A 14504-nucleotide genomic window follows, 5' to 3' on the forward strand; every position below is an offset into this window, starting at 1 on the left:
CAGGCAACCGATCACCATGAACACTGAGGCATCGACCGACGAGCGCGCCAGCATCCTCCTCGTGGACGACATGGAGGACAACCTGATCGCGCTGGAGGCCGTCCTGGGGTCCCTCAACGAGCCGCTCGTACGGGCCCGTTCGGGCGAGGAGGCGATGAAGGCGCTGCTGCGGCAGCGGTTCGCCGTCGTCCTGCTCGACATCCGGATGCCCGGCATGGACGGCTTCGAGACCGCGGCGAACATCAAGCGGCTCGACCAGACCAAGGACGTACCGATCATCTTCCTGACCGGCACGGACTCCGACGCGGGGTACGCGTTCCGCGGGTACGCCACCGGGGCCGCCGACTATCTCACCAAGCCGTTCGACCCCTGGGTGCTGCGCGCGAAGGTGACCGTCTTCCTCGATCTGCACCGCAAGAACCGGCAGTTGGAGCGGATGCTCGCCCGCGAGCAGGCGCAGTTCGACGAACTCACGGACCGGCTGCACGCGATCGAGAACCACATGGCGGCCAGCGACCTCACGGACGTGCACGCACTGCGCGACCATGTACGCCGCATGGAGGACCTGCTGCGCGAAATGCGCAGGGGACGAGGCCTGTGACCCCGTCCCCTGCCCACGCTCACCGCGCTGCGACTGCGACTGCGGCTGCGACTGCTGCTGCTGCTGCTGCTGCTGCTGCTGCTGTCACGGCTACGCCTCGCGCGTGCCCGCGTACATCTCGTCGATCAGGTACTTGTACTCGCGCTCCACGACGGGGCGCTTGAGCTTGAGGCTCGGGGTCAGTTCGCCGTGCTCGATGTCGAGGTCGCGCGGGAGGAGCTTGAACTTCTTGATGGTCTGCCAGCGCTGGAGGCCCTCGTTCAGCGTCCTGACGTGGTCGTCGATCAGCTTGACCGTCGTGGGGTCGGCGACCACCTCGGCGTACGACTTGCCCGCCAGGCCGTTCTCGGCGGCCCAGGCCAGGATGGCCGGCTCGTCGAGGGCGATGAGCGCGGTGCAGAAGTTCCGGTCGGCGCCGTGCACGAGGATGTTGGAGACGTACGGGCAGACCGCCTTGAACTGGCCCTCGACCTCGGCGGGCGCGATGTACTTGCCGCCGGACGTCTTGATGAGGTCCTTCTTGCGGTCCGTGATGCGCAGATAGCCGTCGGGCGACAGCTCGCCGATGTCGCCCGTGTGGAACCAGCCGTCCGACTCCAGGACCTCGGCGGTCTTCTCCGGCAGCCCGTGGTAGCCCTCCATGATGCCCGGACCGCGCAGCAGGATCTCGCCGTCGTCCGCGATGCGCACCTCGGTGCCGGGCAGCGGCTTGCCGACCGTGCCCGTGCGGTACGCCTCACCGGGGTTCACGAAGGAGGCCGCGGACGACTCCGTGAGTCCGTAACCCTCCAGGATGTGGATGCCGGCGCCGGCGAAGAAGTAGCCGATCTCGGGTGCGAGCGCGGCACTGCCGGAGACGCAGGCGCGGAGGTTGCCGCCGAAGGCCTCGCGGATCTTGGCGAAGACGAGGGTGTCCGCGACCTTGTGCTTGGCGGAGAGGCCGAAGGGCGCGGTGGCGACACCGGTACGGCGGAAGTTGTCCTGCGTGGCCTTCGCGTACTCGCGGGAGACCTCGGCGGCCCACAGGAAGATCTTGTACTTGGCCCCGCCGCCCGCTCGGGCCTTGGCGGCGACCCCGTTGTACACCTTCTCGAAGATCCGCGGCACGGCGGCCATGTACGTCGGACGCACGACCGGCAGATTCTCGATGATCTTGTCGACCCGGCCGTCGACGGCGCTGACGTGCCCGATCTCGATGTGGCCGGACGTGAGCACCTTGCCGAAGACGTGCGCGAGCGGCAGCCACAGGTACTGCACGTCGTCGGGGCCGAGCAGCCCGGTCGCCGCGATGGCCTTCGCCATGTACGACCAGTTGTCGTGCGGCAGCCGTACGCCCTTGGGGCGGCCGGTGGTGCCCGAGGTGTAGATGAGGGTCGCGAGCTGATCCTTGGTGATCGCCGCGACCTTCTCCTTGATCAGGTCGGGGTGCTTCTCCAGGTACGCGGCGCCGCGTCGCTCCAGCTCGGCGAGGCCGATCACCCAGTCGCCCTCGGCCTCGTCGGCACCGGCGGAGTCGATGACCACGACGTGGGTGAGCTCGGGCAGCTCGGCGCGCTTCTCACGGGCCTTGGCGAGCTGCTCCGCGTCCTCCGCGATCAGCACCCTGCTCTCCGAGTCGGAGAGGATGAAGGCCGCCTCGTCCGGCTTGGTCGACGGGTAGACGGTGGTGGTCGCCGCGCCCGCGCACATGATGCCGAGGTCGATGAGGATCCACTCGACGCGGGTGGAGGAGGCGAGCGCGACGCGCTGCTCCGGCCGCACGCCCAGCTCGATCAGGCCGGCCGCGATCGCGTAGACCCGGTCGGCCGCCTGGGCCCAGGTCAGCGACCTCCACTCGTCGGGCCCCTCCCCCGAGGCGGCGGGGACCGGATAGCGGTAGGCCTCCGCGTCCGGCGTGGCCGCCACGCGCTCCAGGAACAGGGCCGCCACCGAGGGCGGACGGTTCTCGATCAGGGTCTGTGTGTCGCTCACGACATCCTCCGGGGCCCGCGACAGTGCGTGTGCCTGGCTCATTGCGGTCGGCGTTGCGGTCGGCCTGCGATTGGCGTTGCGGTTGGCGTTGCTGGTGCGTGCGGTCGGCTCGACGCGATCCTTGTTTAACTCGTCAGTAACGTCGAGTGGTGATCAGAGTAAAGCCCGTCCGCCCGGTGCGTAAGAGGCGGCGGCCTGTCACTTCCTACAGAGCGTGGGCGGAGCGAGGCGGTGCGTGGACACGAAGGGCCCGCCGTGCGAAAGCACGACGGGCCCACGTTGCCGGGCGTTCTCGGGCCCGGCCCGGCGGCTGCCGGTGACTCGGCCGGGGGCTACTTCTTCCCCTTGCCGGTGCCGCCGCTCTCGTCGCTGGACAGCACGGCGATGAACGCCTCTTGCGGAACCTCCACAGAGCCCACCATCTTCATCCGCTTCTTGCCCTCCTTCTGCTTCTCCAGGAGCTTCCGCTTACGGGAGATGTCACCGCCGTAGCACTTGGCGAGGACGTCCTTGCGGATGGCGCGGATGGTCTCGCGGGCGATGACCCGGGAGCCGATGGCCGCCTGGATGGGGATCTCGAAGGCCTGGCGCGGGATGAGCTCGCGCAGCTTGGCCACGAGCCGCACCCCGTACGCGTACGCCGCGTCCTTGTGCGTGACGGCGGAGAACGCGTCGACGCGGTCGCCGTGCAGCAGGATGTCGACCTTCACCAGCGAGGCGTCCTGCTCACCGGTGGGCTCGTAGTCCAGCGAGGCGTACCCGCGGGTCTTGGACTTCAGATGGTCGAAGAAGTCGAAGACGATCTCGGCGAGGGGGAGCGTGTAACGGATCTCGACGCGGTCCTCGGAGAGGTAGTCCATGCCCAGGAGGGTGCCGCGGCGGGTCTGGCAGAGCTCCATGATCGAGCCGATGAACTCGCTGGGGGCGAGGACCGTGGCCCGGACGACCGGCTCGAAGACCTTGTCGATCTTGCCCTCGGGGAACTCGCTCGGGTTGGTGACCGTGTGTTCCTTCCCGTCCTCCATGATCACGCGGTAGACCACGTTGGGCGCGGTGGCGATGAGTTCCAGGTTGAACTCGCGCTCCAGGCGCTCACGGATGACGTCGAGGTGCAGCAGCCCCAGGAAGCCGACGCGGAAACCGAAGCCGAGGGCCGCGGAGGTCTCCGGCTCGTAGACCAGGGCGGCGTCGTTGAGCTGGAGCTTGTCCAGCGCCTCGCGCAGGTCGGGGTAGTCGGAACCGTCCAGCGGATACAGACCGGAGAAGACCATCGGCTTGGGGTCCTTGTACCCGCCGAGGGCCTCGGTGGCGCCCTTGTCCTTGCTGGTGATCGTGTCACCGACCTTGGACTGACGGACGTCCTTCACGCCGGTGATGATGTAGCCGACCTCGCCGACGCCGATGCCGTCGGCAGGCGTCATCTCGGGGGACGAGACGCCGATCTCAAGGAGCTCGTGCGTGGCGCCGGTCGACATCATCTTGATGCGCTCGCGCTTGTTGAGCTGGCCGTCGATGACCCGGACGTAGGTGACCACGCCCCGGTACGAGTCGTAGACCGAGTCGAAGATCATCGCGCGGGCGGGGGCGTCCGCGACACCGACCGGTGCCGGAACGTCCCGCACGACCCGGTCCAGGAGCGCGTCCACACCGACGCCGGTCTTCGCCGAGACCTTGAGCACGTCCTCGGGCTGGCAGCCGATGAGATTGGCCAGCTCCTCGGAGAACTTCTCAGGCTGGGCGGCCGGCAGGTCGATCTTGTTCAGCACCGGGACGATGGTGAGCTCGTTCTCCATCGCCAGGTAGAGGTTGGCGAGGGTCTGGGCCTCGATTCCCTGGGCCGCGTCCACGAGGAGGACGGTGCCCTCACAGGCGGCGAGCGACCGCGAGACCTCGTACGTGAAGTCGACGTGCCCGGGGGTGTCGATCATGTTGAGAACGTGGGTCTCGCCCTTGTCGTCCCCGGACGTCGGGGCCCAGGGGAGCCGCACCGCCTGGGACTTGATCGTGATGCCGCGCTCGCGCTCGATGTCCATGCGGTCGAGGTACTGAGCGCGCATCTGCCGCTGCTCGACCACCCCGGTCAGCTGGAGCATCCGGTCGGCGAGCGTGGACTTGCCGTGGTCGATGTGCGCGATGATGCAGAAGTTGCGGATCAGAGCCGGGGCGGTACGGCTCGGCTCGGGCACATTGTTAGGGATCGCGGGCACGCAGGGTCCTGTCTCTTGAGGCGCCTGTCGCCTCGGGTCGGATCGATACGTAGGTTCCATGGTCCCACGGGTGGCGAGGTGCGACCGGTTTGGGCCGTCCGCGGGGCGACTGCTAGCCTGGACAACTGTGTCTCGTGCCCTCTCTGCAGGAGACACGCAGTAAACGCAGAATTTTGGAAGAGAAATCACCGGCGCGTGAGACGCATGTCGTGAGACGTACCGTCTCGTGCGCCTGAACCTGAGAAGGCTCATTCGTGGCGAACATCAAGTCCCAGATCAAGCGGATCAAGACCAACGAGAAGGCTCGGCTGCGCAACAAGGCCGTCAAGTCTTCGCTGAAGACCGCGATCCGCAGGGCCCGCGAGGCCGCTGCCGCGGGTGACGTCGAGAAGGCCACTGCCGCCGCGCGCGAAGCCTCGCGCAAGCTGGACAAGGCCGTCTCCAAGGGCGTCATCCACAAGAACCAGGCCGCCAACAAGAAGTCGGCGCTTGCTTCCAAGGTCGCCACCCTCAAGGGCTGAACCTCTGCCGAGCGCCGGGCCACGGCCCAGCGCTCACTTGATTCGAACGCCGGAAGGACCTGAGCGGGCCCTCTCTCATCCGCTCCCGTCCGGCACCCCGACTCGTACGCGGCCTGCGTTCGCCACGCGGGTACGAGTCCACAGCTGGAACCGGGGCCCCGGTCACCCCCTCCCCAGGGCGGAGACCGGGGCTTTCGGCATGCACACCCCTCAGCCCGTCCGGCGTTTGAGGACGAGGCCGTTCAGGCCGATGCGGGGGTCCGGGGGCGCAGCCCCCCAGGAACGTGACGGGAATGGGTAGGGGCGGCGGGGGCGAAAAAAGCCGGCAGCGCTAACTCCGTCGCGCCCGCGCCGCAAGCGCGATCGCGACAACCGCCTTCTCCAACGCGTACTCAGGATCGTCCCCGCCCCCCTTCACCCCCGCATCCGCCTCCGCGACCGCCCGCAACGCGGCAGCGACCCCGTCCGGCGTCCACCCCCGCATCTGCTGCCGAACCCGGTCGATCTTCCACGGCGGCATCCCCAGCTCCCGCGCCAGATCGTTCGGCCGCCCACCCCGCGCGGAGGAGAGCTTCCCGATGGCCCGCACCCCCTGCGCCAGCGCGCTGGTGATCATCACCGGGGCGACCCCGGTGGACAGGGACCACCGCAGCGCCTCCAGCGCCTCCGCCGCCCGGCCCTCGACCGCCCGGTCCGCCACCGTGAAGCTGGAGGCCTCGGCCCGCCCGGTGTAGTACCGCCCGACGACGGCCTCGTCGATCGTCCCCTCGACGTCGGCGACGAGCTGCGCCACCGCGGAGGCCAGCTCCCGCAGGTCGCTCCCGATCGAGTCGACGAGCGCCTGGCACGCCTCGGGCGCCGCCGACCGCCCCAGCGCCCGGAACTCACCGCGCACGAAGGCCAGCCGGTCCGCCGGCTTGGTCATCTTCGGGCAGGCGATCTCCCGCGCCCCCGCCTTGCGCGCGGCATCGAGCAGGCCCTTGCCCTTGGCCGCCCCCGCGTGCAGTAGCACGAGCGTGATCTCCTCGGCCGGAGCGCCCAGGTACGCCTTCACGTCCTTGATCGTGTCGGCCGACAGGTCCTGCGCGCCGCGCACCACGACGACCTTGCGCTCGGCGAAGAGCGACGGGCTGGTCAGCTCGGCGAGCGTGCCGGGCTGCAACTGGTCGGACGTGAGGTCCCGTACGTCGGTGTCCGCGTCCGCGGCGCGCGCGGCGGCCACCACCACCTGCACGGCACGGTCGAGCAGGAGGTCCTCCTGCCCCACGGCGACCGTGACGGGAGCGAGCGGGTTGTCGTGCGCGGAGTGTGCAGAGTTCCTGGCCATCGCGCCCAAGCATCCCACGCACCACTGACAACGGGCCCCGGCCCACGACTCGGGCTACGGCTCCTCGCGCCAGCCGTCCCACTCCCCCACGAACTCGTCCAGCTCCCGCGCGTCGAGCCGCCCCCGCTCGTCCCGGAGCACGAGCAGCCACTGCGCGTCCTCGGCGTCGTCCTCACCGGCCAGGGCGTCCCGGACGAGCTGGGGCTCCTCGTCGAGTGCGAACCGCTCCCCGAGCGCCTCCGCCGCCTCCTGGGCGGCGTCGCGGTCGGGCAGCACCAATACATGTCTCACGTCGCTCACGCACCCATGTTCCGCCACGGACCGGGCAGCGCCCCTACCGGTCCTTGGGTACGACCTGTATGTCCAGCTCGACCGTGATGCTCGTCCCGACCATGGCGATGCCCCGCGCGAGCATCGACTGCCAGCTGACCGTGAAGTCGTCGCGGCGCAACTCGCAGGTCGCCCGGCAGGCCGCCCGCTCTTCGCCGTGTGTGCCGTTGCCTACGCCGAGATACTCCGTGTCGAGCGTGACCGTCCGGGTCACCCCGTGCAGCGACAGCGCCCCGGTGATCCCCCACCTGCTGCCGCCCCGGTGCGTGAACCGGTCGCTGTAGAACTCCACCGTCGGAAACCGGTCCACGTCCAGGAAGTCCGCCGACCTCAGATGCTCGTCCCGTGTCCTGACGTTGGTGTCGATCGACGCCGCGTCGATCACCACGTGCATGGCCGACTGCTCCATGTCCTCGGCCATCCGCACTATTCCCGCGAAGGTGTTGAACCTGCCCCGCACCCGCGCCGTCCCGATATGCCGTGCCGTGAACCCGATCGAGGAATGGGTCGGCTCAATCTCCCAGTCCCCCGGGCCGGGTAACGCGGGCGGCCGGGCGATGTTCAGCGTCACGTCGCCGAGCGCGGCCACGTCGTTCTCGGCGACGGTGGCGTTCGCCCGGTACGGGGCGAATCCCTCGGCCGACACCGCGAGGCGGTACTCACCGGCGGGCACCGTCACCAGGAAGGACCCGAACGGATCCAGCTGGCCGCCGACCACCCGGCGTCCCGCGGCGTCCGTGACCAGGAACTCCGCGTCCGGCACCGGCTGGTTGACCGGGTCCAGCACCCGGCAGCCGAGCACTCCTGCGCCCTCAGGCAACGGCACGGTGGCGAGATTGCCCGCCGCCTGCGCCCGGTTCGTACGGTTCCCCAGCCAGCTGCCGACCATCTGCGACCCACCCTCGCGTCAACGCACGCTGTGAAATCACTCGTTGTTGGGGAGGTATTCGACCACCGATGCGACTTTCGAGGCAACAGACGACTACATCGCAGGAAACCAGCGCATGTGCCGGTACTACGCACGAGTAGCCCGAATTAGCCGTTCCGTTTACCTCTGTCTTCCCTCGGCAACTCCCTTCCCCAGCCGGTCACTCCTTTCCCCGGACCACCGGGACGCGCTCCAGCACGATCCCGAACCGCTCCCGATACGCCTCCAGCACCTCCTCGTCCGACGCCAGCTCCTCCGCCTTCTTCCCGCCGCCGGGGGCCGTGGCCGTGAGAGTGCGCCCGCTGAGCGTGATCCGCCCGTCGTCCTCGGTGACCCGCGAGCAGACCAGCGACCGGGTGAAGCGCGACTCCGGAGAGGTGCTGTGCCACCAGGCCCCGGCCACGAAGTCCCCGAGCACCCGCGGCCTCCCCTCCAGCCGGTACTGCGACCTGCCGTCCCGCACCACCTCCAGATCCCCGAACTCCCCGGCGCTGCCCCGCACCCCCGCCGGATCCGCCCCGGCCACGATCACCCGGAACGTGCCGGCCGGATCCGTCTGCTCGCCCCGCTCCCCGAAGGCCAGCGGGTAGTGGCTGTGCTCCCCGAACCCGACGTCGGCCAGCCAGTCGCCCCCGTCCACCGTCCGGACCCGGAGCGCCAGATGGTCGTACGGGATCCCGAGCCGCTCCTTGTCCCCGTAGACCCGCCCCGCGAGCAGCGTCACATCGAAGCCCAGCGCCTTGAGCAGCGCGCCGAACGCCCCGTTCAACTCGTAGCAGAAGCCGCCCCTGCGAGCCCCCACCAGCTTGTCCAGGAGCCGCTTCTCGTCCAGCGAGATCTCCTCACCGAGGTGGACCGACAGGTTCTCGAACGGCACGGTCAGCAGGTGTCGCAGCTGGAGTTCACGGAGTACGTCGGCGGTGGGCCAGGCGGGGTGGGTGACGCCGATCCGGCGGAGGTAGGCGTCGACCTGTGCGGGTTTCATACCCTCAGTCTCGCGTGATCAGCAGCCGCCCGCCTCCCTCTCCCACCGCGACAGCCCCGTCCACGTCCGTCCGGAGCACCTGCGCGCCGCCCGCCTCCAGCGCCGCCACCGTGCTCGGCGCCGGGTGGCCGTAGGAATTGCCGGCACCGCAGCTGACCAACGCGAGACGCGGCGCCGCCCTGCGTATCAGGTCCGGGTCCTGGTACGCCGACCCGTGGTGGGCGACCTTGAGCACGTCCACGGCCTCCAGGGCGGCCCCGGCCGGTGATCTCAGCAGCGCCTGCTGAGCGGGTGGTTCGAGGTCTCCGAGCATCAGCATCGTCAGACCGGCCGACCTGACGAGCAGGGTGACGCTCGCGTCGTTCGGCCCCTCCGGCACCGGGCCCGGACCTGCACCGGGACCGGGACCGGGGCCTGGGCCTGGGCCTGGGCCTGGGCCCGGCGGTGGCCACAGCACCTGCCAGTCGAGCCCGCCCGTGCGGCGCCGCTCCCCCGCCGCCGCCCGCGTCACCGGGATGCGCCGGGCCGCCGCCTGTCTGTGGACGGACTCCACCTGGTCCGCCGGCTCCTCCAAGCCCGTCGTCTCGATCGCGCCCACCGAACGCCCGCGCAGCACACCCGCCAGCCCCGCCACATGATCCGCGTGGAAGTGCGTCAGGACGACGAGCGGGATCCGGGTGATGCCGAGCGCGTCCAGACACCGGTCGACCAGTGTCGGGTCCGGTCCCGCGTCGACCACCACACCGCTGCCGTCACCCGCCGCGAGCACCGTCGCGTCGCCCTGACCGACATCGCACATCGCGAACCGCCAGCCGGGCGGCGGCCATCCCGTGATCACCCGGGTGAGCGGCGGTGGCTGCACCAGGACGAGCAGGAGCAGCGCTCCGCAGACCCCGCTCAGCAGGGGATGCCGCAGGAGTCTGCGCCCGGCCAGGACGACGGCGACCATCACGCAGCCGAGCAGCAGGGCCCCGGTCCAGCTCCCCGGCCAGTCCACGCCTCCGCCGGGCAGCGCAGCCCCCGTCCGGGCGATGTCCGCGATCCAGCCGGCGGGCCAACTCGCGCACCACGCCAGCGCCTTCGCGACCGGCATCGCCCAGGGAGCCGTGGCCAGCGTGGCGAACCCCAGCACCGTGGCCGGCGCGACCGCGAACTCTACGAGCAGATTGCACGGCACCGCCACCAGGCTGACCCGCGCCGACAGGACGGCCACGACCGGTGCGCACACCGCCTGTGCGGCAGCCGCGGCCGCCAACGCCTCCGCCGCCCTCGGCGGCACCCCCCGCCCACGGAGCGCGGCGCTCCACTTCGGGGCCAGGGTGAGCAGCGCGCCGGTGGCGAGCACGGACAGCAGGAAGCCGTAACTCCGGGCCAGCCAGGGGTCGTACAGGACCAGTACGAGTACCGCCGTGGCCAGTGCCGGGATGAGTGATCTGCGGCGGCCGGTGGCGATGGCCAGCAGCACGATCGCTCCGCAGGCCGCGGCTCGCAGCACGCTCGGGTCCGGCCGGCACACGATCACGAAGCCGAGCGTGAGCGCGCCGCCGCACAGGGCGGTCGTCCGCAGCGGAAGACCGAGCCGGGGCGCCAGGCCGCGCCGTTCGACCCGCTGGGCCCGGCCCGGCGGCCCGATGAGCAGGGCGAGCACGATCGTGAAGTTGGCCCCGCTGACGGCAAGCAGATGTGTGAGGTCCGTCGCTCTGAACGCCTCGTCCAGCTCCGGGGTGATCCGCGAGGTGTCCCCGACCACCAGCCCCGGCAGCAGCGCCCGCGCGTCCGGGTCCAGCCCGTCGGTCGCGGCGCGCAGCCTGCTCCGTAGCTCCCCGGCGAACCGCTGTGTGCCGGACGGTCTCCCGACCACCCTGGGCGGCCCGCTGCCGCGCACCCGGAGCACCGCCGCGATCCGGTCCCCGCCGCCGAGCGCGGGCACCACCCGCGCCGTCACCCGCACCCGGGTGGAGGGCAGGAGGGAGAGCCAGGGTGAGCCCGCCCGCTCACGGGCCACCTCCGGCTGCGCGTTCACGATCAGCAGCACCGGCGTCCGGGTCCGCGTCACCGTCCCGTCCGGCCGCTCGACCAGCCGCACATCCGCGTCGAGCAGGATCGCGGTCGGGGCGACGTGGTCCCCGCTGATCCGGGGGCGGGTGAGCCGTGGGTCCGAGGCGACCTCCGCCTCCACGGTCACCTGGGCGTACCGCCGCGCCAGTTCCGGGACCGGGCCCCTGCGCGAATCCGCGCCGTGCAGCGCACCGGAGGCGGCCGCGGCGGCGACACAGAGCAGCACGGCCCCGGCGGAGGTGCCGGAGACGACGGACGCCTTCGACCTGGACCGGCGCCCGCTCCGCCCTGAACCGGCCTGCCGGTCTCCGCTGTCGCTCCCGGCGCGGGCCGCGATCAACAGCCATCCGGCCACGGCCACGCAGACACCCACCACACCCGCCACCCACCCCGGCGGCACGTCCAACGTCACCGCCGCCGTCGCCCAGGCCGCCAGCGCCGGTGGGACCAGCCGCAGATCCGTCGGCCCCTCCTGCCGCGGATGCGCGGCACCGAGCGGACTGCCGGAACCCGCGTGCACGCCCGGCCTGCCCTCATGGACACCCTGGCCCGTCATGGCCGGACGAGATTCCGCAGATCGGCGAAGCGGCTGTCGCCGATTCCGTTCACCTCGCGCAGTTCGTCGACCGAGCGGAAACCGCCGTGCTGGGTGCGGTAGTCGATGATGTGCCGCGCGAGTACCGGGCCGACACCGGGCAGTGTGTCCAGTTGTTCCAGGGTGGCCGTGTTGAGGGCGACCGGAGCCGCCGCGGCGGGAGCGGCTCCACCGGGGCCCGCGCCCGCCGGGCTCCCCGTCGTGCCGGGACCCGCCACGGCCGGTGGGGCTCCGACCACCACCTGCTCGCCGTCCACGAGGAACCGTGCGCGGTTGAGGCCTTCGGTGTCCGTGCCGGGACGCACCCCACCCGCGGCCTTCAGCGCGTCGGCGACCCGCGAACCGGCCGGCAGCCGGTGGACTCCGGGCCGGCGCACCTTCCCGCTGATGTCCACGACGATCTCGGTGCCGGCCGCGCCCCCTGGGCCTCGTGCGGCAGCGGACGTTCCATCCGCCGCCTTCTCACCGGCACCAGCACCAGCACCGGTCCCGGATCCGGACCCGCTCCGCTCCCCGTACGGCACCGCCGCCCGGACGATCTCCGGGGCCCGTACCGGCTGGGGCCGACCGGACCAGAAGTGCTGCGCCGCGAGGGCCGCCGCGACGACCAGGACCACAGCGAGCGCGACCACACTCCTCCGCTCCAGCCCGCACCTGGACTGCAGCCACAGAGGCATCCGCTCCCGAACGGCGAGCCCGACCCGCGCCCGCCACGCACCGCCCTGGCCCCCGCCCCCGCTGCCATCAGCTCCGGTTCCGACTCCGGCTCCGGCAGCCGCGGCCACGCCCTCCCCGCCCACCTCGCTCAGCCCCACCGCCCCCGGCGGCCCGTGCCTCAATTCACCGCGCACCCTCGCCCGTTCGGCGAAGACTGTCTCCGTGCGCAGCCGCAGTGCCCGCGCCCGCGCCTGTGTCGAGGCCTCTCGGCGCAGGGACCTGCTGCGGTAGGGCTGACGGCGGTGTCGCGTACGACCGTCGGAGACCGGGCCCCGGCCCGGTCCGCTGGTGGCCGTCGCGGTCCGTGGAAGTGATCGAAGTGCCATGCCACGAGAATCGGGCACATCACCCGATCCGCGATGATCTTGCTCAATTCCCGGGGATTACCCCCCGGTTGTGGACAACTCCGTCACCCGTGCGAATGACAGCCCCGCCGCCCACCAGCCCCTCCCCTCCCTTCACCTCACCTCACCGAGGAGAGACGACCGCCCCCAGCAGGCCAGGACCGGTGTGCGCCCCGATCACCGCTCCGACCTCGCTCACATGCAGGTCGGCCAGCCCCGAGACCCGTACCCTCAGCCGCTCCGCGAGCGCCGAGGCGCGGTCGGGCGCGGCGAGATGGTGGACGGCGATGTCGACCTGGGCGCTTCCGGCCCGGTCGGCCACGATCTCTTCGAGACGGGCGATCGCCCTCGTGGCCGTCCGCACCTTTTCGAGCAGCTCGATACGGCCGCCGTCCAGTTGCAGCAGCGGTTTGACGGCCAGCGCGGATCCGAGCAGCGCCTGCGCCGCTCCTATCCGGCCGCCCCGGCGCAGATAGTCGAGGGTGTCGACGTAGAAGTACGCGTAGGTGCCCGCGGCCCGCTTCTCCGCCGCCGTGACCGCGTCGTCGACCGTGCCGCCGGCCTCCGCGGACTCGGCCGCCGCCAGTGCGCAGAAGCCGAGGGCCATCGCGACCATGCCGGTGTCCACCACCCGCACGGGCACGGGGGCCGCACGCGCGGCCAGGACCGCCGCGTCATAGGTGCCGGAGAACTCGGAGGACAGGTGCAGCGAGACGATGCCGGTGGCGCCGGACTCGGCGACGCGGCGGTAGGTCTCGGCGAAGACCTCGGGGCTGGGCCGGGAGGTCGTGACGGGCCGCCGCTTCTGCAGCGCCAGAGCCAGTGAGCGGGCCGAGATCTCGGTGCCCTCTTCGAGCGCCTGGTCACCGAGGACCACGGTCAGGGGCACCGCGGTGATGCCGTGACGCTCCATCGTCCGGGGCGGCAGGTAGGCCGTTGAATCGGTGACGATCGCGACATGGCGGGACATGAGCTGGAGGTTACCTGTCAGGAGACGTGGACGGCAGCCCGGGCTCACGCCGCCCGCGGCCGGACCGGCGGGATCAAGTCGTGCTCTCGGGGCGGGGCTTCTTCTGCCAAGGGTAGACGGGCCGCTGTGCGGGGGCGTCGAGCGCGGGGCGGGTGGGCTCCTCAGCCCTGCGCGACTCGGAGCTCTCCGGCCAGGTCTGCCGGTCCGCGGCGGAACCCGGCGCCTTCGGCCACGGCGGCGAGGACGGCGCCGCAGCCGGCCCGGTCGCACCCGCGCCCTCGGACGTGGGCGCGGACGTGGGCGTGGGCGTGGCGGTGGACGTGGACGTGGGCGACGGCTCCGTCGTCCAGTGCCGCAGGGCGCCCGCCTCCATGTCGATCTGTGTGCTCAGCGAGTCCAGGTCGTCGCCCCCGAACCGCTGTGCGCGGTCGCGCGCCGCCCAGCGCAGCGCGTCGGCGGACTTCGTGATCTGTCCGGTGCGCTCCCGCAGCGCGGGCAGGCGCTCGGCGAGGCGCGCCCTGTCCGGTTCTCGCTCCAGGCGCTTCAACTCGCCGTCCAGTTCGTGGCCGTGCGCGCTGAGCCGGTCGAAGAGGGCCAGGGACTCCTTCAGCGACTCGTCCTCGCCCACGCCCGCCTGCAGCGCGTCCTGGGTGGCCCGCATCGAGGTGCGCAGGGAGAGGCGCAGTTGAGCCAGCTCACCCTGGGCTCCCGGCTGGGCGAAGGTCTTCGCCCTGAGCGTCGTGTCCTCCACGGTGCGGCGGGCCTGTGCCACGGTGCGGTCCACGCCCCGCTTGGCGGCGCCGACCGCCTTCACCGTGGCATACACGCCCAGAACCACGAACAGCACGAAGATCAGTGCCACGATGGCGACCACGGCTTCCATGACGGTCCTCTCGGGAACTGCTTCCTCGGGTACTGCTTCCGGTGCCCGCGGGCTCTTTCACGGTAAA

12 protein-coding genes are annotated in these 14504 nt (G+C 71.3%); 2 read left to right on the top strand and 10 right to left on the bottom strand.

The window, feature by feature from the left end; all coding sequences use genetic code 11:
• Window positions 1-16 precede the first annotated feature (16 nt).
• Entirely contained in the window at window positions 17-601 is a 585-nt protein-coding gene (locus ACLVWQ_RS00255; protein WP_414105981.1) for a two-component system response regulator, read from the top strand.
• Between the two features lie 90 nt (window positions 602-691).
• Here ACLVWQ_RS00255 and ACLVWQ_RS00260 read toward each other — a convergent pair whose 3' ends face one another.
• Window positions 692-2572, bottom strand: a complete 1881-nt coding sequence (locus ACLVWQ_RS00260) for an AMP-dependent synthetase/ligase (RefSeq protein WP_414105982.1) — start codon at window positions 2570-2572, stop codon at window positions 692-694.
• A 332-nt stretch (window positions 2573-2904) separates the two neighbouring features.
• On the bottom strand, window positions 2905-4779 hold the full coding sequence (lepA, locus tag ACLVWQ_RS00265; RefSeq protein ID WP_414105983.1) for a translation elongation factor 4: 1875 nt from the start codon (window positions 4777-4779) through the stop codon (window positions 2905-2907).
• 254 nt (window positions 4780-5033) lie between these two features.
• On the opposite strand from lepA, the gene rpsT reads away from it, so the two are divergent.
• Entirely contained in the window at window positions 5034-5300 is a 267-nt protein-coding gene (rpsT, locus tag ACLVWQ_RS00270; protein WP_414105984.1) for a 30S ribosomal protein S20, read from the top strand.
• Window positions 5301-5631: 331 nt separating this feature from the next.
• Here the strand turns inward: rpsT and holA are convergent, their stop codons facing one another.
• From holA to ACLVWQ_RS00310, 8 genes are all read right to left on the bottom strand, one after another.
• Window positions 5632-6627, bottom strand: coding sequence for a DNA polymerase III subunit delta (holA, locus tag ACLVWQ_RS00275; protein WP_414105985.1), 996 nt, complete (start codon window positions 6625-6627; stop codon window positions 5632-5634).
• Window positions 6628-6681: 54 nt separating this feature from the next.
• Entirely contained in the window at window positions 6682-6927 is a 246-nt protein-coding gene (locus ACLVWQ_RS00280; RefSeq protein WP_414105986.1) for a hypothetical protein, read from the bottom strand.
• A gap of 34 nt (window positions 6928-6961) precedes the next feature.
• A complete protein-coding gene (locus ACLVWQ_RS00285; RefSeq protein WP_414105987.1) occupies window positions 6962-7846 on the bottom strand; it encodes a YceI family protein in 885 nt (294 codons plus the stop codon).
• Window positions 7847-8045: 199 nt separating this feature from the next.
• Complete coding sequence (locus ACLVWQ_RS00290) at window positions 8046-8870, bottom strand: arylamine N-acetyltransferase family protein (protein ID WP_414105988.1); 825 nt, start codon at window positions 8868-8870, stop codon at window positions 8046-8048.
• Window positions 8871-8874: 4 nt separating this feature from the next.
• Window positions 8875-11484: a ComEC/Rec2 family competence protein gene (locus ACLVWQ_RS00295; protein WP_414105989.1), complete on the bottom strand. Its 2610-nt coding sequence runs from the start codon at window positions 11482-11484 to the stop codon at window positions 8875-8877.
• Window positions 11481-12566: a helix-hairpin-helix domain-containing protein gene (locus ACLVWQ_RS00300; RefSeq protein WP_414105990.1), complete on the bottom strand. Its 1086-nt coding sequence runs from the start codon at window positions 12564-12566 to the stop codon at window positions 11481-11483. Before ACLVWQ_RS00300 ends, ACLVWQ_RS00295 begins: the two co-directional genes overlap by 4 nt.
• A 142-nt stretch (window positions 12567-12708) precedes the next feature.
• Window positions 12709-13554, bottom strand: coding sequence for a DegV family protein (locus tag ACLVWQ_RS00305; RefSeq protein ID WP_414105991.1), 846 nt, complete (start codon window positions 13552-13554; stop codon window positions 12709-12711).
• A gap of 73 nt (window positions 13555-13627) precedes the next feature.
• The gene (locus tag ACLVWQ_RS00310; RefSeq protein ID WP_414105992.1) at window positions 13628-14437 is read right to left on the bottom strand and encodes a hypothetical protein; all 810 of its coding nucleotides are present in this window, start codon (window positions 14435-14437) and stop codon (window positions 13628-13630) included.
• Window positions 14438-14504 lie beyond the last annotated feature (67 nt).

Source organism: Streptomyces sp. CWNU-52B, from assembly GCF_047444975.1.
GTDB lineage: Bacteria > Actinomycetota > Actinomycetes > Streptomycetales > Streptomycetaceae > Streptomyces.

Excerpts from the sequence above, each read along its gene's own strand:
- ACLVWQ_RS00255 (WP_414105981.1), top strand. The coding sequence starts at position 17 with ATGAACACTGAGGCATCGACCGACGAGCGCGCCAGCATCCTCCTCGTG.
- holA (WP_414105985.1), bottom strand. The coding sequence starts at position 6,627 with ATGGCCAGGAACTCTGCACACTCCGCGCACGACAACCCGCTCGCTCCC.
- ACLVWQ_RS00285 (WP_414105987.1), bottom strand. The coding sequence starts at position 7,846 with ATGGTCGGCAGCTGGCTGGGGAACCGTACGAACCGGGCGCAGGCGGCG.
- ACLVWQ_RS00290 (WP_414105988.1), bottom strand. The coding sequence starts at position 8,870 with ATGAAACCCGCACAGGTCGACGCCTACCTCCGCCGGATCGGCGTCACC.
- ACLVWQ_RS00295 (WP_414105989.1), bottom strand. The coding sequence starts at position 11,484 with ATGACGGGCCAGGGTGTCCATGAGGGCAGGCCGGGCGTGCACGCGGGT.
- ACLVWQ_RS00300 (WP_414105990.1), bottom strand. The coding sequence starts at position 12,566 with ATGGCACTTCGATCACTTCCACGGACCGCGACGGCCACCAGCGGACCG.
- ACLVWQ_RS00305 (WP_414105991.1), bottom strand. The coding sequence starts at position 13,554 with ATGTCCCGCCATGTCGCGATCGTCACCGATTCAACGGCCTACCTGCCG.
- ACLVWQ_RS00310 (WP_414105992.1), bottom strand. The coding sequence starts at position 14,437 with ATGGAAGCCGTGGTCGCCATCGTGGCACTGATCTTCGTGCTGTTCGTG.